This is a genomic window from Pseudoalteromonas sp. SA25 (genome assembly GCF_011378705.1).
GTDB lineage: Bacteria > Pseudomonadota > Gammaproteobacteria > Enterobacterales > Alteromonadaceae > Pseudoalteromonas > Pseudoalteromonas arctica.
On the sequence record NZ_WTKV01000006.1, the window covers coordinates 83,574 to 104,966 of the forward strand.

General features: G+C 38.2%; 19 protein-coding genes. 12 read left to right on the top strand and 7 right to left on the bottom strand.

Annotated elements, in window-relative coordinates:
- Positions 1 to 3: 3 nt before the first annotated feature.
- The 4 genes from GQR45_RS06710 to GQR45_RS06725 are packed head-to-tail and all read right to left on the bottom strand — an operon-like array spanning position 4 to position 4,037.
- A complete protein-coding gene (locus GQR45_RS06710) occupies positions 4 to 912 on the bottom strand; it encodes a CopD family protein (protein WP_165725486.1) in 909 nt (302 codons plus the stop codon).
- Positions 913 to 923: 11 nt separating this feature from the next.
- Positions 924 to 1,331, bottom strand: a complete 408-nt coding sequence (locus GQR45_RS06715) for a copper resistance CopC family protein (protein ID WP_010554094.1) — start codon at positions 1,329 to 1,331, stop codon at positions 924 to 926.
- A 22-nt stretch (positions 1,332 to 1,353) separates the two neighbouring features.
- The gene (locus GQR45_RS06720; protein WP_010554095.1) at positions 1,354 to 2,217 is read right to left on the bottom strand and encodes a copper resistance protein B; all 864 of its coding nucleotides are present in this window, start codon (positions 2,215 to 2,217) and stop codon (positions 1,354 to 1,356) included.
- Positions 2,214 to 4,037 carry a copper resistance system multicopper oxidase gene (locus GQR45_RS06725; RefSeq protein ID WP_010554096.1) on the bottom strand — a complete coding sequence of 608 codons (1,824 nt, stop codon included), beginning with the start codon at positions 4,035 to 4,037 and terminating at the stop codon, positions 2,214 to 2,216. Before GQR45_RS06725 ends, GQR45_RS06720 begins: the two co-directional genes overlap by 4 nt.
- Positions 4,038 to 4,203: 166 nt before the next feature.
- Here GQR45_RS06725 and GQR45_RS06730 point away from each other — a divergent pair, with 166 nt between their 5' ends.
- Both GQR45_RS06730 and GQR45_RS06735 read left to right on the top strand, forming a co-directional pair.
- On the top strand, positions 4,204 to 4,890 hold the full coding sequence (locus tag GQR45_RS06730) for a heavy metal response regulator transcription factor (protein ID WP_024591667.1): 687 nt from the start codon (positions 4,204 to 4,206) through the stop codon (positions 4,888 to 4,890).
- A complete protein-coding gene (locus GQR45_RS06735; protein ID WP_165725487.1) occupies positions 4,880 to 6,277 on the top strand; it encodes a heavy metal sensor histidine kinase in 1,398 nt (465 codons plus the stop codon). Before GQR45_RS06730 ends, GQR45_RS06735 begins: the two co-directional genes overlap by 11 nt.
- A gap of 907 nt (positions 6,278 to 7,184) precedes the next feature.
- Here the strand turns inward: GQR45_RS06735 and GQR45_RS06740 are convergent.
- The gene (locus tag GQR45_RS06740) at positions 7,185 to 8,123 is read right to left on the bottom strand and encodes a diguanylate cyclase (RefSeq protein ID WP_240920171.1); all 939 of its coding nucleotides are present in this window, start codon (positions 8,121 to 8,123) and stop codon (positions 7,185 to 7,187) included.
- 457 nt (positions 8,124 to 8,580) lie between these two features.
- A complete protein-coding gene (locus GQR45_RS06745) occupies positions 8,581 to 9,210 on the bottom strand; it encodes a hemolysin III family protein (RefSeq protein WP_165725488.1) in 630 nt (209 codons plus the stop codon).
- A gap of 219 nt (positions 9,211 to 9,429) precedes the next feature.
- Between GQR45_RS06745 and GQR45_RS06750 the strand changes: the two genes are divergently transcribed.
- The 3 genes from GQR45_RS06750 to GQR45_RS06760 all read left to right on the top strand — a co-directional run bounded on the left by GQR45_RS06750 (position 9,430) and on the right by GQR45_RS06760 (position 14,105).
- Positions 9,430 to 11,781, top strand: coding sequence for a TonB-dependent receptor (locus tag GQR45_RS06750; RefSeq protein WP_165725489.1), 2,352 nt, complete (start codon positions 9,430 to 9,432; stop codon positions 11,779 to 11,781).
- An 88-nt stretch (positions 11,782 to 11,869) separates the two neighbouring features.
- Positions 11,870 to 12,220, top strand: a complete 351-nt coding sequence (locus tag GQR45_RS06755) for a hypothetical protein (RefSeq protein ID WP_101216961.1) — start codon at positions 11,870 to 11,872, stop codon at positions 12,218 to 12,220.
- 400 nt (positions 12,221 to 12,620) lie between these two features.
- Positions 12,621 to 14,105, top strand: coding sequence for a cellulase family glycosylhydrolase (locus GQR45_RS06760; protein WP_165725490.1), 1,485 nt, complete (start codon positions 12,621 to 12,623; stop codon positions 14,103 to 14,105).
- A gap of 60 nt (positions 14,106 to 14,165) precedes the next feature.
- Here GQR45_RS06760 and GQR45_RS06765 read toward each other — a convergent pair whose 3' ends face one another.
- Positions 14,166 to 15,857: an alkaline phosphatase D family protein gene (locus tag GQR45_RS06765; RefSeq protein WP_165725491.1), complete on the bottom strand. Its 1,692-nt coding sequence runs from the start codon at positions 15,855 to 15,857 to the stop codon at positions 14,166 to 14,168.
- A gap of 298 nt (positions 15,858 to 16,155) precedes the next feature.
- On the opposite strand from GQR45_RS06765, the gene GQR45_RS06770 reads away from it, so the two are divergent.
- From GQR45_RS06770 to GQR45_RS06800, 7 genes are all read left to right on the top strand, one after another.
- Entirely contained in the window at positions 16,156 to 16,428 is a 273-nt protein-coding gene (locus tag GQR45_RS06770; protein WP_165725492.1) for a hypothetical protein, read from the top strand.
- Positions 16,429 to 16,663: 235 nt separating this feature from the next.
- Entirely contained in the window at positions 16,664 to 17,242 is a 579-nt protein-coding gene (locus tag GQR45_RS06775) for an LON peptidase substrate-binding domain-containing protein (protein WP_024591092.1), read from the top strand.
- Between the two features lie 68 nt (positions 17,243 to 17,310).
- Positions 17,311 to 17,934: a sigma-70 family RNA polymerase sigma factor gene (locus tag GQR45_RS06780; RefSeq protein ID WP_010552978.1), complete on the top strand. Its 624-nt coding sequence runs from the start codon at positions 17,311 to 17,313 to the stop codon at positions 17,932 to 17,934.
- Positions 17,927 to 18,607, top strand: a complete 681-nt coding sequence (locus GQR45_RS06785) for a ChrR family anti-sigma-E factor (protein ID WP_165725493.1) — start codon at positions 17,927 to 17,929, stop codon at positions 18,605 to 18,607. Before GQR45_RS06780 ends, GQR45_RS06785 begins: the two co-directional genes overlap by 8 nt.
- Before the next feature lie 8 nt (positions 18,608 to 18,615).
- Complete coding sequence (locus GQR45_RS06790; RefSeq protein ID WP_007580711.1) at positions 18,616 to 19,569, top strand: DUF523 and DUF1722 domain-containing protein; 954 nt, start codon at positions 18,616 to 18,618, stop codon at positions 19,567 to 19,569.
- Positions 19,569 to 20,963, top strand: coding sequence for a deoxyribodipyrimidine photo-lyase (phrB, locus tag GQR45_RS06795; RefSeq protein ID WP_165725494.1), 1,395 nt, complete (start codon positions 19,569 to 19,571; stop codon positions 20,961 to 20,963). The genes GQR45_RS06790 and phrB overlap by 1 nt, the downstream gene beginning before the upstream one ends.
- A 1-nt stretch (position 20,964) precedes the next feature.
- Positions 20,965 to 21,393 carry a nuclear transport factor 2 family protein gene (locus GQR45_RS06800; RefSeq protein ID WP_007580706.1) on the top strand — a complete coding sequence of 143 codons (429 nt, stop codon included), beginning with the start codon at positions 20,965 to 20,967 and terminating at the stop codon, positions 21,391 to 21,393.

The window sequence follows — 21,393 nt, forward strand, 5'->3', positions numbered from 1 at the left end:
TCGTTAAATAGGCGGACCAACAAGTGTTGTAAATACACTTGTGGTAATAAGTACAAATAGGGCAATTACTATTTCAACAGTGATCGAGCGTTTTAATATACTTATATGGTGTTGTTGAGTGATTTGCGGGACTAAAAAAAGCTTATGCCATGCACCTAGTAATAGCATCGCGCAGACGAGTAGCAGCTTTAATAAAATTAGTTGCCCATAATTTGATGTAAACAATGCAGAAAATGACTCTAGGTACTGCAGGAGCAGAGTTAAGCCCGAAATAAGTAGTACAAATACAATAACAATAGCGAGTTGACCAAAGTAATGCATTAACCGCTTTACTTCACTGGTAGGTAGTAAAGTGCAGCTTTTGTAAAGCGGCCACAATGACCCTAACCAGCTCGCAATGGCAATAAGGTGAAAGGTTAAAATACTTTTCACTAACCCATTTTCATTTGCACTGTGCCCAGTAAAAGTGAAACTATAAGCGATAAACCCAAGCATGATTAGTATAACGGCAGCGTTTTTATAACCTGCTACGTTATCATCTGATTTCACATTCCACATACATGCGCTAATTAGAGCAATAATAAGCGCTGGTATTCTAAACGTTGCTTGGTCACCTATGACTGATTGCCAAACAATTTCAAGCATAAAGGGGTCAAACATTCCCATAAAGCCTGATTCAGCCATTGCTCCAGCTTCTATTGGTACTTGTAAAAGTGCAGCAATACTACCTGTAACTACACACGTAATTTGCCAACGTTTTAATAACTGATAAAAGCTAATTAAATGATGCCCTGCAACATTGCTGTTGCCACACATAAAGCGTATTAATAAAGTGCCCGCAAGCCCTGCAATTGCGATATAGCTTGCTAGTTTTAATAATAGTAAGAGTACTGACCATTCACTTAATTGCATTATGTTGCTACTTAATGGTTATGTTTGCTGTGGGTATTAGATTGTTCTTGCATCATCTTGTGCGATTCACTTTTGTGTACCATAAATCTAAACGTGTCGGTCATTTTATGTCCATCACCACCGAGTGCTGTCCATTTAACCGTGTAAGTGCCTTGGGCTAGGCTCGGTAATGACCAACTAAAGTCTGTGCTTGGGGTAGAGCTTGGTTTGAAATCAAAGTTTATTGATTTATTTTTTTCATCTTTGATGATGACTTTTGCTAGCCTTACTTCACCACCAAAAGTTAACGAAAGTTGCTCTGGGCTTTTCATTAACATGGCTTCTTGCGCAGGTGTTGATTGCTTGAGTGATATATGCGCTGATGCGGAAAATGTAAGTACTAAACCTAAAATCGCTACTGCAGAATTAAAAAACTTCATAATTACCTCTTATTTAAAATGATTAAAACCAAAATTTAATACCCGCAACAAATGCGGTGTTGTTGCTACTTTGTCCACTTGATGTGGCATAGTCGGCGGTATTGCCAAATTTATTGCTCCATTCAACGCCAATATAGGGCGCAAACTGGCGTGTAAATTCATAACGAACCCTAAAGCCAATCGCGCTGCTTGATAGGCCACTTCCAAGTTCGTTTTGTTTATCGTTTTTGCCATAAAGTGTAATTTCGGCTCGCGGTTGTATAATTAGCTTTTGCGTGAGTAATAGTTCGTACTCTGCCTCTAACGTAAATGCGGTATTGCCTCGCTCACCTACGTATGCTGTCATATCAAGTTCAAACCAATAAGGGGCTAAACCTTGTAAGCCAAAAGCCAACCATTGCCGATTTTCACCTTCTTTATTGTAATCAAGACGAACACCTGCTTGAGTATCCCAATATGCTGATACGGCGTGACCCCATAAAATATCGGTTTGGTTTTCTTCAATACTTCCTTCGCTGAAATCACCCTCGGTTTTAATTACCAATCGATCAAAGGTAGTGCCGTACCATGCTTGTAAGTCAAATACACCTGCGTTTGCTTGCTCGTTATATTCAAGACGATCGCCTAGTAATGCGTAAAATGGATGCTCATCAGCGAGTGTTAATCGCTCATTGCCCTCAAGCGCATATGGGCCTTCTGTTAAAGTTGTTCCCGCAGAGTAAGCATGGGGGTCTCTTGCATCTTTAGGTGCACTTCCTCCTTGTGGTTGCATCTTAGCGCTATTCATTTGTGCCATTTCACTTTGCGCTAATAAAGGGAAACTAATTAATGAAGCCCCTGTTAACATTAATAAACCTAATGATTTAGATAGTTTTAATTGTTTCATGATACGACTACCTCTCTAAACATACCGGCATCCATATGGAATAATAAATGGCAATGCCAAGCCCAGCGACCTACATCGTGAGGGGTGGTTAAAAAGCTGATTCTTTGTGCGGGTTGAACAGGTATCGTATGACGTCGCACTTGCACATCACCTTGCTCGTTTTCTAAATCACTCCACATACCATGCAAATGCATAGGGTGTGTCATCATGGTATCGTTTTGTAAAATAACTCTTAAACGTTGGTTATGCTTCATATGCACTGGCGTGCTTTTACCAAATTCTAAGCCATCAAATGACCAGCTATAACGCTCCATGTTTCCGGTTAAATGCAGCTCAATTTCAGCTTCTGGCTTTTGCTGGTTAGTGATCCCTTCAAGTGAGTGTAAATCTGCAAGTGTTAAAACACGGCGACCATTTTTACGTAAACCAATACCAGGATCATCAAGATTTGTTCTAGGCATATCAACGCGCATATCAACTGAAGCTCCATACTCCGTTTTTGCATGACGCACTTTAGAGCTGGCAACCGCCAATGGGTTTTCAGACATACCATGTTTGCTATGATCCATCGCCATTGCACCGTGCCCCATAGCGCTATGATCCATTTCTTTAGAGTTCATACCTGACATGCCTGCCATACCAGCCATTGCAGAATGCTCACCGCCGTGGGTCATATTGCCCATCATATCGGTCATCGTTAACCATTCAACAGGGTCAAGTGCAGGTACTGGCGCATCAATATTAGGCGAGCTTGATAAAGTTCCTTTTGCGTAACCAGAGCGATCCATACTTTGAGCAAAAATCGTATAGGCATCATTTTTAGGCTCAACAATTACGTCGTAGGTTTCACCAGGGCCGAATCTAAATTCATCAACTGTCACTGGTTCAACGTTTTGCCCATCTGCTTGTACAACCGTTAGTTTTAACTCGGGGATACGCACGTCAAAAAAGCTATTACTAGAGCCATTAATAAACCTTAACCTAAGCTTTTCACCGACTTTAAATAATCCACGCCAGTTTGCCATTGGAGTACTACCGTTCATTAAAAAAGTCATTGCTGATGCAGATAAATCAGCTAAATCTGTAGGATTCATTCGCATCTGATTCCACATTTTTCGGCGCTGTAGAGCATTTGAAATACTGCTGCTTGAAACGTCATCGAAAAACTCTGGGACAGTGGGTTGATTGAAGTTAAATACATCACTCTGTACTTTTAATTTACGGAACAGCGCCATAGGGTCATCATCAGTCCAATCAGATAATTGAATAACATGCTCGTTATCTGCACTAATAATATCGTTTTCTCGCGGTTCAATAATTAATGCACCGTACATGCCTGTCATTTCTTGAAAGCCACTATGTGAGTGATACCAATATGTACCGCTTTGTTGTAGTTTAAATTTATAAACAAAGGTTTCGCCCGGCATAATGCCTTTAAAGCTGATACCTGGTACGCCATCCATTTGATACGGTAAAATAATGCCATGCCAATGAATTGAACTCGGTACTGATAACTTATTTGTTACTCTAATAGTAACGTCATCGCCTTCTTTGAGGCGCAAGGTAGGAGCGGGTATAGATCCATTGATAGTTGTCGCCATACGTACTACACCAGTAAAGTTAACCGGCGATTCATCTATAACCAGATCAATTACTTCGCCGCTAAGTTCGGGTACAGTGCCTGTTATTGTTCCTGCTACTAAAGATGATGCAGCATGTAATACACTCGGAAAAGCAGCAAGTACACCTCCTGCAATTAAGCCTTGAACAAATCGTCTTCGTGGTGTGCTAACCTGTTGTGATGACTTTTTAAACCCCATTTCCTTACTCCTTCATAGCAGAATATGTATTGAGTATAGAAAATAGACCTGTCTTCAACATGACGCGAACATTACAAAGTTGTAATCTTGGTGTCATGTTACTGTAGTGACAGATACTGCATAATATTTGCAGAGGTAGTTGTTAGGACTTTAATGAAGGAATTGTATGCGCTTATTAGTTGTTGAAGATGAAGCAAAAACGGGAGATTATTTAAAACAGGGACTAAGTGAAGCTGGTTTTCAGGTTTCTTTGGCGCGCAATGGTCTTGACGGCCATCACCTAGCAATGACCGAATTATTTGATGTAATAATACTTGATGTCATGTTACCTGACGTATCCGGTTGGAAAATTTTACAGTCGCTACGTGAAGCAGATAACAAAACCTCAGTACTATTTTTATCTGCTCGCGATAGCATAGGCGATAGAGTAAAGGGGCTCGAACTTGGTGCTGATGACTATTTAATAAAGCCTTTTGCTTTTGCTGAAGTTTTAGCAAGAGTACGCACTCTTATTCGCCGTGGTGCAGTACAAACAGTTGACGATATACTGATAGTTGCTGATTTAGAAATGGATATTCCAAAGCGAAAAATACAACGTGCAGGCAAGCGTATTTTATTGAGTAATAAAGAATTTAGCTTACTTGAACTATTGTTACGGCGCGAAGGTGAAGTACTGCCACGTTCGTTAATTGCTTCTCAAGTATGGGATATGAATTTTGATAGCGACACCAATGTGATTGATGTTGCCATTCGTAGGCTAAGAGCAAAAGTTGATGATGACTTTACTGTTAAATTAATTCATACAGTTCGTGGTATGGGCTATAAATTAGAGGTTGAAACTGATGGCTATTAAGTCACGGCCTTTATCACTTACGATGCGTGTTGTGTTGTTTGTTGCTGTAACCGTTATTGCGTGCTTAACTTTAGTTGCCACCTTAATAAATAGTTCGATAAAACATCATTTTTTCCAGCAAGATAGTAGTGAACTGCATGTTATTAATCAATCTATTGAACTAGTTTTAACACAACACTATAAATCAAACCTGAAACTTAAAAATGAATTATCTAACGCTGTAGCGGGTCATCACGGTGTTTACTATCAGGTAAATACCGCAAAAGGAAAGCTGATTTTTCAAAGCTCTGAACGAGATTTTAGTGATTTTGTAATGAGTGCTAAGGCTTCAACTGGCTTTAACCGTAACAATATTGTCTCATGGCAAAATGATACCCACACCTACCGAGCTCTGGTGAGTAATTTCAGCACTGGGCAACAGCAATACAAAATTACTACAGCGATAGACATGAGCTTTCATTTACACTTTCTCAATCAATTTCAGCAAAGCCTTTGGGCCATTATGTTTGGCTCAGCGGTACTCATTTTATTGGTGGCTTGGTTTGCTATACATCAAGGATTAAACCCTTTACGAGGTTTAAGTCAGAAAATACACGATATCCAAACTAATAAAATGGATGTAAGGCTCGATGAAAATAAAGTGCCTATTGAGCTTGTTAATATGGTTCAGTCGTTTAACTCAATGCTCGACAGGCTCCAAGGTGAATTTATTCGCTTATCAAATTTTTCTAGTGATATTGCTCATGAACTACGAACTCCACTCACAAATATAATTACTCAAACACAGGTTGGATTATCTAAAAAAAGGCAGTTGGAAGAGTATCAAGAATTATTGTTTTCTAACTTAGAAGAACTCGAGCGATTAACTAAAATGGTTAGTGATATGCTTTGGCTCGCCAAAACTCAAAACGGGCTAATTAAACCCGTTCAAAACACTCTAAAAAGCCATGATGAAATTGAAGTGTTATTTGAGTATTTTGACGCTTTGGCTGAAGACTCATTGATTGCATTTAATAAAAAGGGTCAAAACCTTTGTTTTTATTGTGACAAATTACACTTTCGCCAATTATTATCAAACTTACTATCCAATGCAATTAGGTACGCCCCAAAAGGCTCATCAATCACTGTAAACAGTGAAATGACCACCGCTGAAAAAATATGCATTTCAGTGATTAATACAGGGGAGAGAATACCTTCTGAGCATTTACCTTATTTATTTGACCGCTTTTATCGACCTGATAAGTCGCGGCAACGACACAGCGACGGAGCTGGTTTAGGGCTTGCAATAGTTAAAGCTCTAGCGCAAGCAAACGGTGGAGATATAGAGGTCAGTTCAAATAATCAAACTACCAGCTTTAAAGTTTATTTAAATTTAGTTAAAAGCTAATTATTAAAACCAATAACTCAATGTTTGCTTGTAGCTCTTTGGCGAAGTTCAGCTAAGTGCCAAAAGCGGACACTCCACATCCTAAATGTCAGCCCCTTATTGTTAGTATTTAGTTTAATACCTCAAAATGACCCAAGCAGTTCTAACTGTTTTATTTGCTAATAGAATACAGGCTCTCTTAATTGTATTAACCACTACAGTTAGAATTAAAATAGGTCTAGTTGTTTATTTGACATTGTACGTGTTCAAGAAGCTAAAATTGGGCTGTATACTTTGAAATATAAAGTCGAGAGAACGTTGGCAGAGAAGTTGGAGAGGTAGCAAAGGCTAGTAATTATAATAAGGCGGATACTTTGTTAAAAACAGCTGAAAGATTAAAAAACTAGGGTAAGAATTTAATTTTGAAGATTAAACTATAGATACATCAATTCATAGGTTGGTAATTAATAAAGCGGCAATTTGTATTTAATATAAACTATACTAGCTTGCATCTTCATGTCTTTCCAAGTATCAAACGCTGTATTATCTTTGACAAAGTAATCCCATTCACTACTAGAAAATAGCTCCTTTTCAGTTGAGTACTTTGCGATTAAGCCACTTGCTAACTTCATGCATTCCAACGTTTTGAAGTAAGAGTGACATTTAATAAAATCTGGAACCATTAAAAAATCTAATGAGGTGCTATATTCGGAAATCTGAAGGTGTACGTCCTCAATTAAGCTATTTAATACCCGAAAATCACTTACCAAATCTAAAGCTCCATTTATGCATAAACCTGCGCATCAGGCACTAATCTCTAGTTAATCCATTATTTCACACATAACACCACCCCAATATGGCATTTTAAATATAATTAAACCTATTGGTAAGGTAAATTAAATTAAATACTAGCGCTTGTAAATCCTGCCTAGTAGCTAAATTTATTTCTTCCTGATTGCTTTGACATATACAACTTGTCATCTGCTATTTGGAATGTGTCAGCATGATCTTCTGAGCTTTTCAACGTTGCTACTCCTCCACTAACACTCAGATGTTTAAATAGTGAGGCACTATTTTCTATATTCAATGCAGCTATATTTTTTATTATATTCTCAGTTACTAATATTGCGCCTTTCAGATCAGTGTATGGCAGAACTACAGCGAATTCTTCACCGCCATAACGAGCAACAAAATCTTGAGGTCTTTTTAAGGTATCTTTAATGGTTTGTGCGACGATTTTTAGTGCGCGATCACCTTCTAAATGGCCATATATGTCATTAAACTGTTTAAACAGATCAATATCGATAACGATAAGAGCGTAATCACTTTTATTTCGCTTGGCATTTAAATCAATCTTCTCGTAGTGAATATCAAAATAACGACGATTATAAATCTCAGTCAAACTATCTAAGAAAACTAATTCCAGCAACCTATCCCTTTGTGCCTTAAGCGTTAAATGCGCTTTAACTCTGTTAAACACGGTTTTATTCGTGAAAGGCTTTCTAATAAAATCAACCCCACCAACTTCCCAGCAAAAATCTTCATGTTCAAAAAAAGAAGTGATAAAAATAACGGGTATATCTTTGAGATGGGGTAAGCTTTTAAGGTGCTTACAAGTTTCAATTCCGTCAATACCGCCCATTTGTATATCTAGTAAAATCAAGTCAGGAGTAGTATTTTGGCAATATGCAATTGCTTCTTCTCCACTCATTGCAACTTGAGTCATAAAGTGCGTGGAAAGTATAGCTTCGAGCAAGTGAATGTTTAGCAGTTGGTCTTCAATAATTAATACATTCATTCTAGATAGATCATCGTCTAGAGTATCATTATTAATATCAGAAAATTCCACTGTACTTAGGTTCAACATTTATTTCCTTTGCAATAAGCGTTCTACAGCAATATTAAGTAAGCTTATTATTTGCATCACTGCTTTATTTGTTTAATTGATTGGCACTTTAATGTAAAAATCAAAATTATGCTAGAATGTGATGATAAATAAAGTTTGGTCATAATTAGTTGACCACTACAATCTAATCTCAGATTCACTTGGAGCATGAGACGAGCTTTTTCATCGTCCCACTACACAGTCCGCTGATCAGATATCCCAATCAAAGATTGTATTTTAATTGTGTTAGAGAAGCTAAATATTGAATGGAGTTAGACCAGAGCATTCATTTAGTATGAAAACCTAATAAGTGGAAATCTCGCTTTTACTGAATAAGCTTTAGCTGAAGATATTCCGCTTTGAGCTTAAAACAGCATATCGCAGAGATTGATAGTCCGCTCCTCGCTCAAACCAGACCATTTTAATTGGCTATACCAGCTCAATAAACGTAATTGCTAATTGAAATATAATGACAAACACACCCAGCAATAACAAATAAGTGCCAAATAGCGTGGCTAAATTGGGTGCTTTTAGCACTGTAAAAAAAAGTGCCTAAACTATAAAAAATACCGCCGGCAAGTAGCCAGTAAAGTGCTTTTACATCAACACTTGAATAAAGCGGATAAACAATAGCCAGTGCAAACCAACCCATGAGTAAGTAGGTGGCGAGTGATATTTTTTTATTACCGTTTTTTACAAATACTTTGTACGCAACGCCCGCCAGTGCCACAGTCCATATAAATGTAAGTGTTGCCCATGACCAAGCACCGGTTAATGAGATTAATAAAAAGGGAGTGTAGGTGCCGGCAATTAATAAGTATATGGCGCAGTGATCGCACTTTTTATAAAAGGCTCTTAAGCGCGGTTGAATACTGGCATGGTACAAAGTGGACGACAAAAACAGTACAAATAGACTGCTGCCATAAATTACAGTACTTACATACGCTTTAGTGCTGGTGGCTTGGCTAAATAAATCCCACATAACAAATGCGGCAAATACAATACCAAGTGCATGGCTAATTACGTTTAGTTGTTCTTCTTTTTTAGAATAGGGCGCTTCTAACGACATAACAGATCCTACCACTATTTGAATGAATTTTAGTGTACAAGTGTACGCTGAGTTTTTCAATATTATAATTTTTATATGAATACAATAATTTATTGTTTTTCATAAAGTTGAAACATCAATTTAACCAACGCGTAATTAATAAGACGTAAAAAAGTCGTAATAGTTCGTTAGATTACTGGTAATTCCTAAAAACAATTAACCGGACGAACAGTGAAAAACATGAAAAATAAATTAACAACACGGCCTTTTCTTAAACTTACTAAATTGTCTGTGGCGATGATTTGCGTTACATCAACAAATAGTTTTGCAGATCAAACCATAAATAAAGAACTTGATGAAATCGTGGTTGTTGCTCAAAAGCGTGCGCAATCAATACAAGATGTGCCCGTAACAATAAGCGCCTACGATGGCGACTTTTTAGAAAGCTTGGGTATAGGTGAACTAGATACTTTATCTGAAATAACACCAGGGCTTGTTATTCAAGAGCAAAGCCCTAACAACCCGGGCTTTGTAATTCGTGGTATTACGTCTGATAGTGGGTCGTCTCAATCATCCCCTCGTGTGTCTATTTATTATAACGGAGCAGATGTATCACGCTCTCGTGGCTCATACTTTGAGCTTTTTGATGTAGAGGGGATTGAAGTTGTTAAGGGACCACAAGCGACACTGTTTGGAACAGCAGCTTCTGTAGGTGCTATTAGTGTAGCAACACGTAAACCAGAAAAAGATTTTTCGGCTCAATTAAAAGCATCCGTTGGTAATTACTCGGCCAAAGGTGCTAGTGGCTTTGTAACGGGTGGCAATGATTTATTGCAAGGCCGTGTTGCTTTTACTTATCGTGAACGTGATGGGTTTATAAAAAATATTGCAGGAGATAGTAACTCCCAAAATCCGGCTGGGTTTAAGCAAGATGATATGCATGCTATTGAGCGTTTTTCTTATCGTCCGTCTTTACGTATTACACCTAGTGACGATGTAACGATTGATTTGGTGTATACGTATGAAAAAAATGATGACTCGGGTACATCTTTTAAAAATGGGCTTTATGCACCAACCGGTGGTGATATAAGTCCATATAGCTTTGTTGAAATGCCAGGTAGTCCGTATGCAGAGTCTGTGTTTGGAAAAAAAGACTTAGGTGTGGATCGCACAGTTAACGATTTAAATTTGACTGTAAATTGGGATGTAAGTAACGATTTAACAATCACCTCAATTACTGCAGGGCGTAACTTTGACTCTTTAGAAGTGTTTGATGCTGATGGTACGCAAGCATGGTTTTTAGAATTTGCAGAAGCTGCTGAGGGCGATCAATTTAGCCAAGAATTACGCGCTGTTTATACGCAAAATAAGTTTACTAGTATTTTTGGTGTGAGTTACTTTGAAGAAGATGGTAGCCAGCGTATTCCATTTAGTACAGAGGAGTCTATATTTTTAAATTGCTTAGGCGTATTGGGTTCAGGTGTTCCTTGTATTAATAATGATGGTAGCGTTAATATTTTAACGCCAGCATTAACAGGTGGTGTAGTAAACGAGTTGCCATATTCACTAGAGTTTACAAACTATGGTGAAAACAAAGCGTACTCAGCGTTTGCTGATGTAACTTATGCTGCAACTGAGGCACTAGAGTTAACAGCGGGTCTTCGTTATATAAAAGAAGAAAAGCGTAGTGGTTATAGCTCTGCAGCACCCAATAGTGTTTTAACACAAGCGCCATTGTTTACGGTTGATACAAATGGTGAAACATTCTATGGCGATGCTGATTATGATGATTGGCTGCCACGTTTTAATGCGCTTTATATAATAAACCCTACTACAAATATGTATGCGACTGTTTCAAAAGGGCGTCGTTCGGAAGTGCTTGAAGTAAGTTCGGCTAACGATGAACAAGGGAATGTCGAAGCTTCTATATCAGAAGTCCCAGCGGAAATTATTTGGAACTACGAAACCGGTATTAAAGGCAAAGCGCTTGACGGGCGTTTAGATTACTCTGTCGCTGTATTTTATCAAGATTACTCTAACTTTCAGGTTACGTTACAGGATGATGAAGGCGTTGCGTTTTCTGCAGATGCGGGCTCTGCCACTAATGTTGGCGCAGAGGCTGAAGTAAGGGCGTTAATTAATAATGAGTTTGAGGTATTTGCCAATACGGCTTACCTTGATGCTGAAATAGATGATGATAGTAATAACGGTAACCTCGCAGGCAATAAATTTAGACTACAACCAGAGTGGACGTTTAGTACGGGGCTGTTTTATTCAACAGAATTGTCGAACTCACTTAATTTAACGAGCTCTTTAATATATAGCTACCGCTCTGAAGTGTTTTTTGAGCCAGCAAATGCGCCAATATCAGGCTTAGATATTAGCCAACCAGCGCTTGGATTAGTCAGTGCGCGCTTAGGTATCGCAAATGGTGATGATTGGGCTGTTAGTGTATTTGCTAGTAACTTATTAGATAAAGAGTATTTAGTTGATGCAGGTAATACTGGAGGGGGATTTGGCAACCCAACATTTGTTGCAGGGGCACCTCGCTTTGTTGGTATTGAGTTAACTCTCGGGTTTGGTGGACAATAATACATTTAACTACTTGATATTTTAATTGAGCCACTGCAAAGTGGCTTTTTTATGTGATCACGTTAAAGTGAATTTATATTAGGTAAAAATGAAACAAGATCTAAAAGCTGCTTTACTTACCGCCATTGTTTATCCTGGAGCGGGGCATTTTTCTTTAAAAAAACACCTTATAGGCGCTATTTTTGCGGGTGTATTTTCTGTTCTTTTAATTTTAACCCTACAAGATATATTTGCGATTGCACAGTGTACTGCAAATGAAATTGTACACGGAAAAATCCCCATGTCGGTTACGGCCATTTTAAAAGCCGCGCAACAACCATCTGACGCCTGCGCTAAACTCGCTGAATATAAGTATTTACCTTTAATGATTATAATTTGGGTGCTGAGCATGATGGATGCATACCGTTTGGGCAGAAAAGCGCTGCCTACTAAAAAATAAGCCACTTAATTAGAACTCGGTTTGGTTGGCTTATTAATTTTCTTTCCGCATATTTATCCCTGATATTTAGCTATTATTGATGGCGGTAATAATTATTATTACCGCCTTTTCATTTTTATACATATTTTTTGTAACCGAGATTTTTTGCCTGCATCATGTAAATGTCGTGTAAATTCCTGTATATACCCAGTAAAATCCTCAAACCTCGTTAAATTGCTCACTTGTTGATATTTAGTTAATTAAATTCCTTCTCCTTGTACCTTTTTATTCATTTAATGTTAATAAATAAATGGTACTTTCTGCTCGCCAAATTAACTTTATTTAACTATTAAGTATTGGTTTGCTATCAATTTATTACGTCAAGCAATGACGACTGATAATTTCAATTTAAGGAAATACGATGAATAACAGTTCAAATAATCACAAAAGAAAGGATTTTAAAGTGGCGAGCTTATCGTTAGCTTTATTATTAGGATGCTCAACAATGGCCAATGCCGCTGTTGAAAAGTTAACGGTGAGTGGGAATCAAATTCTTGCGGGCGGAGAAAACACAAGCTTTGCAGGACCTAGCCTATTTTGGAGTAACACGGGTTGGGGCGCTGAAAAGTTTTATACAGCAGAAACAGTAGCAAAGGCAAAAACTGAATTTAATGCAACATTAATTCGTGCAGCTATTGGTCATGGTACGAGTACTGGTGGTAGTTTGAACTTTGATTGGGAGGGCAATATGAGCCGTCTTGATACTGTTGTAAACGCAGCTATTAGCGAAGATATGTACGTTATTATTGATTTTCATAGCCATGAAGCACATACCGATCAAGCAACTGCAGTTCGCTTTTTTGAAGACGTAGCTACCAAATATGGGCAGTACGACAATGTTATTTATGAAATTTATAACGAGCCGTTACAAATTTCGTGGGTTAACGATATTAAGCCTTACGCAGAAACAGTTATTGATAAAATTAGAGCAATCGATCCTGATAACTTAATTGTGGTTGGAACGCCTACGTGGTCGCAAGATGTTGATGTGGCATCACAAAACCCAATTGATCGTGCCAATATTGCTTACACTCTGCATTTTTATGCTGGCACGCATGGTCAATCGTATCGAAATAAAGCACAAACAGCACTCGATAACGGCATTGCACTATTCGCCACAGAGTGGGGAACAGTTAATGCTGATGGTAATGGTGGTGTTAATATCAATGAAACCGATGCATGGATGGCACTTTTTAAAACAAACAATATTAGCCACGCTAACTGGGCTTTAAACGATAAAAACGAAGGTGCTTCGTTATTTACTCCAGGCGGTAGTTGGAATTCACTAACATCGTCAGGCTCTAAAGTTAAAGAGATCATTCAAGGTTGGGGTGGTGGTAGTAGCAATGTTGATTTAGATAGCGACGGGGATGGCGTAAGTGACAGCCTTGATCAGTGCGATAATACTCCCGCAGGTACAACGGTTGATAGTATTGGCTGCGCGGTAACCGATAGCGATGCCGATGGTATAAGCGATAATGTTGATCAATGTCCTAATACACCAGTAGGTGAAGCTGTTAATAATGTAGGTTGCGTTGTCGAAGTAGTTGAGCCACAAAGCGATGCGGATAACGATGGTGTGAATGATGATATTGATCAGTGCCCAGATACACCCGCTGGTACAAGTGTTGATACAAATGGATGCAGTGTTGTAAGTTCAACAGATTGTAACGGTATTAATGCATACCCTAATTGGGTGAACAAAGATTACTCAGGTGGTCCGTTTACTCACAATAACACCGACGATAAAATGCAATATCAAGGTAATGCATACAGCGCAAATTGGTATACAAACAGCCTTCCAGGAAGTGATGCTTCGTGGACGCTTATCTATAGCTGTAATTAAACGCGTTTAATAAAATATGAGAAGAAGGTAAATAATACATTTACCTTCTTTTTAAAAGTATTAGCCTTTATAAACACTTTGGTGTTGAGCAGCAATGTTGTAGCTTGGGGAGTTTATGTTATCTATATAGCGCCAATCGGTTGTGATTTGTTCTTTAGTAATAGTCAGTAGCATATACCCACGGTGTGATAAGTCACAATAGTTTAAGTCGTTTATTAACAATGAAAGCGAGTCAGCCATCTGCTTTGCTTGTGCTGTATTAAGCGCTAAATAATGCTCCATACCCGGGGATGTAACACCAGGTGTTGCAAACTCTACTCCTACGCTTTCGCCTTGTGCATTTTTTAATGTGCCATGCCACGCATTGTGCGTATCACCTGCAACCACTACTAACTTTTTATTTAATGCGGTAACGCTTTTGTATAATGCTTCGCGCTCGCTTGGGTAACCATCCCACGCATCTAAATTATAAGGCATTAAAGTATTTACGCGTGCGAGTTGCGCGGGTGTTACCGCTTTATTAGCTAACACGGCTTTTTTAATGGCAACAAGCTCTTTTAACACCTGAGGTATTTTAGTGCGATCGGATTGCGAGAATATTTCAGTAGGTAGCCACATTTTAGTCATCAATACTTGCTGGCCCAATACTTGCCATTTTGCATTTGATTTAGTTATTGCACTGGTGAGCCAGTTTAGTTGTGTGTTACCTAGTAACTGCCTATTTGGATTATTTAAATCACTGACAAAGCGCGCAACATCCATTTGTTTGGTCTTTAGGTTTTTATAGTCGCTGTAAGCGAGTTGTTTATCGCGTGCTATTACGCGCGTATCTAGCATGTGCAAGCTTATTAAATTACCAAAATCGAAGGTGCGATATATTTGCGGGCTTTGTTCGCCCATAGGCGGTCTAATTGGCAGCCATTCGTAATAGGCTTGAATAGCTGCTGCACGGCGCTTAAAAAAGTCACCTTCATCAGGGGTATGATTTTCAGCACCACTTTTATAGGTATCGTTGGTAACTTCGTGATCATCCCATATTGCGATAAAAGGCGCTGCAGCGTGAAGTGCTTGTAAGCCTTTGTCTGTTCTGTAAATAGCATAGCGCTTACGATAGTCGCTAAGGGTAATAATTTCACCGCTGTTATCGGCTGCTAATTGGCGGCCAATGTTTTCAGCATTTTCGGTAGCGTATCCGCCCATTGGGTATTCGTAAATGTAATCTCCCAAATGCAGGACCACATCTAAATCTTTTTGCTTAGCGGCATCAGTGTAGGCATTAAAGTACCCAGCAGGGTAGTTTGAGCACGACACAACAGCCATTTTAATTTGTTCAACATTGTTTATTGGTAGTGTTTTAGCCCGGCCAATTGGGCTTTGTGTATTCACACCCATAAAACGATAAAAGTACTCTGTGTTTGGAGCAAGTTCTTGCACATCTATTTTTATTGTAAAGTCTCGGCTTTTATCTGTTTGTTCGCGCCCGCTGCGAATGATGTTTTTAAATTGAGAATCACTTGCCAGTTCCCAAGCAACAGTAACTTCAAAATTTGATTGAGAAGTGGTTGCACGTGTCCAAATTATTAAAGCATGACTAAGCGGGTCGCCACTCGCTACACCGTGTTTAAATTCAATAGCCGATAGAGGTTTGTTTATTAATGTTTGAGCACAACCTGTAATGGCACTCGATACAGCGACGGTAAATATGCTTGCTGCTGAGGTTTTTAAAAAATTTCGACGTGATGAAAGAGTCATACTGCACTTTTTAAATTATTTATAGTGGTGCGTATTTTAACGATTAAATATGACGTTTTTATAAACGCTAAATGTATTTACTGTGACGGTATTAATACCTTTAAACCCTTTTATTTATTAACTAAAAAGTAGTCAAAAAATTAAATTTAATGGTTAAATTAACGAGAGATGAATTTTCTAAATTAAAGTAATGCGTGTAAAGTTGTTTAATTACAATTGGTTAAGGTTTATTTTTATGTTGGCACAACCCTTGAGTATATAACTACGTCTAAACAATACACAAACAAGGAATACCATTATGAAACATTCAATTAAAATCGCTATGGCAAGTTTATTATTATTAGGTTCTGCGCAAGTACACGCAACAGAGGTGGACCTAGATGTAACTGATATATTAACTCAAAGTGTAGCAAGCTATGTTAAGCAAACCACAATCGAGCTTGAAAAATCACTAAAGGAAACGCTTTATTTTGATGCTAAAACTGTTTTAGAGGGTTTATTAGATGAGCCCGTTTTAACAGATAGCACAACGCTTAAAAATACTGATACTAGTATAAAAAACGTAAAATAAATCATTTAAAGGATTAAAACGATGAGCAGTGAACTTGGATTATTTGCATTAATGTTAGCACCCGTAGTCAGTATGATTAGCGCTTATTACTCGGTTCAAGTGTTTAAAGCTATGGGAGGTTGGTTTAATCTTTAGCCAATTATATAGCTGGTAATTAATTCGATTCATACAAAGCTGATCGACTTAGCAAAAGCGCACGTAAATAAAGGCAGAGTGTTTGAAATAAGTAGACTTTATGAAACGTGCGATTTTTCCATTACCCATTTTTATGTTACCTGAAGGTTATACGCGATTACGCATATTTGAGCCTCGCTACTTAAATATGGTTAAAACCGCATTAAAAAATAATACAGGGTTTGTGCTTTGTACTTTTGAGCATGACACGCCTTTTAATATAAGCGCGCAAGGTTGCCTTGTTGATATTATTGATTTTGACCAAGACGATAACGATGTATTATTAATTGATGTATTTGCATCGCAAAATGTGCAAATTAATGATGTTTATCAAGACGAAGACGAATTACGTCATGGCTTGGTATCGCCTTGTAATACGCCGTATTGGTACAAAGATTCTAACAATCAAATTGGTGAACATTACCTACTACACGACGCGCTTAAAAACGTGTTTCAAGGTAATCCGGAACTTAATTTGTTGTACAAGAAAACTCATTTTGACAAGCTTCCATGGATTGCAGCACGTTGGCTTGAACTCCTACCTGTTTCTATTGAGAAAAAACAGCAACTTGCGTTTGAAACGAATTTTGATAACTTACTGAATTTCCTCCATACTGTGATTAATAACGAATTTGCCTAAATTTTATGATCCTAAATTAATTATTGCCCGTATTACTTAATACAAAAGCAATAACGGGATAAATTATTATGGTAAGTCAACAACAGTCACCACGTTGTGAACCTAATACAGGTAAGTACACTGCCATGCCAGAAACGCCGAGTAAAGAGCTCATGCAAGCGCTTATAGATGTTGCGCAATCACGCGATAAAAAAGCGTTTTCATATTTATTTGAATACTTTGCGCCAAAAATTAAACGCTTTGGAATTAAGCAGTTTGGTGTTGAAGCCCAAGCCATGGAGCTTGTGCAAGAGACGTTAACATCTGTTTGGCGTAAAGCACATTTGTATCATAGTGAAAAAGGCGCTGCGACTACGTGGGTTTATACCGTTATGCGTAACGCTTCGTTCGATATGCTTCGTAAAATGAAAAGTAATAAAGAAGAAAATATAAGCGAAGATATTTGGCCGTTATTAAACGACTCACAAGATACGCATCACGAATACAGTGATCATTTAGAAGATAAACAAATTAAGCGTTATTTAGACAAATTACCAATTGCTCAACGCGAAGTGGTAAGAGGCGTTTATTTTCAAGATATGTCGCAAGAGCAACTTGCACATCAACTTAATATTCCAGTAGGCACGGTAAAATCACGGTTACGTTTGGCCTTGCAAAAATTACGTAATGAAATGGGAGATCAGCATGATTAAACATCACCCGAGTGAAACTTTACTGACACAGTATTGCGATGCATCACTTGCTACATCATTGAGTTTAGCCGTTTCTATTCACGTAGACATGTGCCCTGTGTGCCAAGCTAAAGTAGCTAAAATTGAAGTAAGTAATGCAAATGCACTATTTAGTGAAGAGCCTGGTCAATTTGAGAAACCTCAAACTGAGAAATCTGATTTACTTGAAGAATTTGAACTAAACGTACTTGATATGATCATGTCTGATGATTCTATCGATGAAGTTTACGAAGTAGAGCCTGTATCTATTAAAGTGAATGATCATGACTACCAACTTCCACGTGCTTTAACACGTATTTGTCACAGTAAATTTACCCAAGTGGGTAAGCTTGCGAGATCTCGCATTGCACTTGATGATGGTGCGCTGCGTTCTAGCTTGCTACATATTGATGCTGGTGGCGAAATTCCTGAGCATACACATACCGGATTTGAAGTTACTTTACTACTAGACGGTGAGTTTAGTGATGAAGATGGTAATTACGTACCAGGCGACTTTATTTGGCAAGATGGTAGTCATCAACATACACCTTTAACGAAAGATGGATGTTTATGCTTTACAGTTGTCAGTAGTGCGCTACATTTTAATAAGGGCTTCAGCAAGTTACTAAATCCAATAGGTAATTTGATTTACTAAGAGAATATATGCACACAGATATAATAAAAATAGGTATAAGCGCCTGCTTAGCAGGCGAAAAAGTTAGATTTGACACAGGACATAAAAAGTCAAATTTTTGTATGGATGAGCTAGGTAAACATGTTGAATACACACGGTTTTGTCCGGAAGTAGCTGTTGGTTTACCGATACCTCGTCCAACTATTCGCCAAGTTAAAGTGGGCGATACTATTAAAGTATGCCGCCCAGATGGCACTGGCGAAGTAGGCCAACAACTTACTGAATATGGTAAAAAAGTTGCAACTGAACAAGCTAAAGAATTAAGCGGATTTGTATTTTGTGCAAAAAGCCCAAGCTGCGGCATGGAGCGCATTAAAATATACAACGAAGCAGGCACGGGTAATACCTCTGAAGGCGTTGGTTTTTTTGCTGAGCAAATAATGAAGCACAACCCATTATTGCCATGTGAAGAAAACGGACGTTTAAACGACATGCATTTACGTGAAAACTTTGTAATGAGAATTTACGTATTTAAAAACTGGCAAAAGTTAGTACAAGAGCCGCTTACGGTTCATAAGCTTACTCAATTTCACTCTCAGTATAAGTACTTGTTGATGGCTCATAACTATCAAGCTTATCGTGATTTGGGTAACCTGCTGGGAACTTATGTAGGTGATGATATAAATGCAGTTGCTGATGAATATATTCTAGGTTTGATGACGGGTCTTAAAAAGCCAGCTTCTCGCAGAAATAACTGCAACACGCTAATGCATTTACAAGGTTACTTTAAAACTGATTTATCGAAGGTTGAAAAACAAGAACTTCGTGATGCGATAGATGAATACCGCGAAGGTTTGGTGCCATTGTATGTACCACTTACCTTGTTAAAACATCATTTGAAGGTTCACCCAAATGAGTACCTTGAAAAACAAGTGTTTTTTAACCCTTACCCTCACGATTTAAAACTACGATTTGGTATTTAATGGATACATTATTTTGGTTTAGGCGCGATTTGCGCCTTTTTTCTAACGAAGCGTTAATTCAAGCGCTAAACAATGGCGCTAAACACGCCATTTTTTTTGTGTCTGAAAAACAGTGGCAACAACACCAAACTGCGCCTATTCAGATTGACTTACTCAAGCGCCGAGTTACTTATCTTCAATCTCAGCTTGCTGATTACGGCATTACTTTACATGTTATTGAAGCGCCTAGCTTTTCTGATTGTACGCGTGAGCTTATTGATTTTTGTAAAGCAAACGATGTAAAACACGTAATTGCTAATACAGAATATGAGCTTAATGAAGTAAACCGCGATAAAGCAATTTTGCACGAATGCGATGAGCTTTCAATTACTTTTACTTTGTACGAAGGTGATTTAATTGCACCTGTTGGAACGGTTAAAAATCAAAGTAATGAAATGTATAAAGTGTTTACTCCATTTAAGCGAGCATGGTTAAAGCAGTATCAAGATACACACTTTAGTTTGCCACAATGGCCTTTAACTTCTGACCCTATTGAGTTTGACGAGAGTGATTTACTAAAAAGTGATGGATGCTCAGATAAGTGGCCGGTTGACGACGAAACACTATCTACCGTGGTCGATAACTTTATATGTGACAAACTTACAAGCTACGACGATCAGCGTGATATACCCAGCGTAAAAGGCACGTCAGGTTTAAGCCCGTATTTAGCACTTGGTATTGTAAGCACAAAACAGCTTCTTGTTAATATTCAGCAGCGTTATCCTGATATTTTAACTACGTCAAAAAGTAAAACGTTTACGTGGATTAACGAGCTTGTTTGGCGCGAATTTTACAGGCATTTAATTGCTGAATTTCCGAAGCTTTCGCGCGGTGATAACTTTAACGAAAAGTACAACGCCGTAGTCTGGCGTAAAAGCGAAAATGAATTTACAGCATGGTGTGAAGGGCGTACAGGTTACCCGTTAGTAGATGCTGCAATGCTACAACTAAAGCAAACCGGTTGGATGCACAATCGTTTACGTATGGTTGTTGCGAGCTTTTTAACTAAGCATTTATTAATAGACTGGCGCGAAGGTGAGCGCTTTTTTATGCAGCACCTAATTGATGGCGATTTAGCCTCAAATAATGGTGGCTGGCAGTGGGCTGCAAGTACCGGGTGTGATGCTCAGCCTTACTTTAGAGTTTTTAACCCTATCAGACAAAGCGAGCGCTTTGATCCAACTGGCAAGTTTATCCGTAAGTATTTGCCAGAGCTTGAAAACGTGCCAGATAAACACATTCATTTTCCACACACTTATTTAGCCGCAATAGGTAAAGATAAGGAATGTTACTGGCCAGCAATAGTTGATCATAAAGCGGCACGAGAACGTGCACTTGCTGCATTTAAGGTGTGATATGGATAACCAGTTACCAGTAGATAAATTTGTTGAAATATACCAACAGCTTGATAGCACTAATCTTGATTTATTGAGTGATATTTACTGTGACAACATACAGTTTATAGACCCGATGCATGAAATTAATGGCATTGTAGAATTGCGCAGGTACTTTGCTAACTTATATAGCAATGTTAAGCATTGTCAGTTTGATATTAGCGATTCGTTTAATAGTGGAAACAATGCTTTTATTTATTGGACTATGCACTATGCACATCCAAAGCTTTCATCAGGTAAAACTATTTCGGTAGAAGGTCATAGCAAGCTTATTTTTGAAAATGGCAAAATTATCAAGCACAGAGACTACTTTAATGTGGGCGAGTTGCTGTACAAACATATTCCTTTACTTGGTAGTGTTATAAAGCTAATTGATAAAAGGGCAGGTTAA

Coding starts and splice junctions, on each gene's coding strand:
- phrB (WP_165725494.1), top strand. CDS start 19,569: ATGGATACATTATTTTGGTTTAGGCGCGATTTGCGCCTTTTTTCTAAC.
- GQR45_RS06720 (WP_010554095.1), bottom strand. CDS start 2,217: ATGAAACAATTAAAACTATCTAAATCATTAGGTTTATTAATGTTAACA.
- GQR45_RS06790 (WP_007580711.1), top strand. CDS start 18,616: ATGCACACAGATATAATAAAAATAGGTATAAGCGCCTGCTTAGCAGGC.
- GQR45_RS06740 (WP_240920171.1), bottom strand. CDS start 8,123: ATGTTGAACCTAAGTACAGTGGAATTTTCTGATATTAATAATGATACT.
- GQR45_RS06725 (WP_010554096.1), bottom strand. CDS start 4,037: ATGGGGTTTAAAAAGTCATCACAACAGGTTAGCACACCACGAAGACGA.
- GQR45_RS06800 (WP_007580706.1), top strand. CDS start 20,965: ATGGATAACCAGTTACCAGTAGATAAATTTGTTGAAATATACCAACAG.
- GQR45_RS06710 (WP_165725486.1), bottom strand. CDS start 912: ATGCAATTAAGTGAATGGTCAGTACTCTTACTATTATTAAAACTAGCA.
- GQR45_RS06760 (WP_165725490.1), top strand. CDS start 12,621: ATGAATAACAGTTCAAATAATCACAAAAGAAAGGATTTTAAAGTGGCG.
- GQR45_RS06735 (WP_165725487.1), top strand. CDS start 4,880: ATGGCTATTAAGTCACGGCCTTTATCACTTACGATGCGTGTTGTGTTG.
- GQR45_RS06745 (WP_165725488.1), bottom strand. CDS start 9,210: ATGTCGTTAGAAGCGCCCTATTCTAAAAAAGAAGAACAACTAAACGTA.
- GQR45_RS06755 (WP_101216961.1), top strand. CDS start 11,870: ATGAAACAAGATCTAAAAGCTGCTTTACTTACCGCCATTGTTTATCCT.
- GQR45_RS06770 (WP_165725492.1), top strand. CDS start 16,156: ATGAAACATTCAATTAAAATCGCTATGGCAAGTTTATTATTATTAGGT.
- GQR45_RS06765 (WP_165725491.1), bottom strand. CDS start 15,857: ATGACTCTTTCATCACGTCGAAATTTTTTAAAAACCTCAGCAGCAAGC.
- GQR45_RS06730 (WP_024591667.1), top strand. CDS start 4,204: ATGCGCTTATTAGTTGTTGAAGATGAAGCAAAAACGGGAGATTATTTA.
- GQR45_RS06715 (WP_010554094.1), bottom strand. CDS start 1,331: ATGAAGTTTTTTAATTCTGCAGTAGCGATTTTAGGTTTAGTACTTACA.
- GQR45_RS06750 (WP_165725489.1), top strand. CDS start 9,430: ATGAAAAATAAATTAACAACACGGCCTTTTCTTAAACTTACTAAATTG.
- GQR45_RS06785 (WP_165725493.1), top strand. CDS start 17,927: ATGATTAAACATCACCCGAGTGAAACTTTACTGACACAGTATTGCGAT.
- GQR45_RS06780 (WP_010552978.1), top strand. CDS start 17,311: ATGGTAAGTCAACAACAGTCACCACGTTGTGAACCTAATACAGGTAAG.
- GQR45_RS06775 (WP_024591092.1), top strand. CDS start 16,664: ATGAAACGTGCGATTTTTCCATTACCCATTTTTATGTTACCTGAAGGT.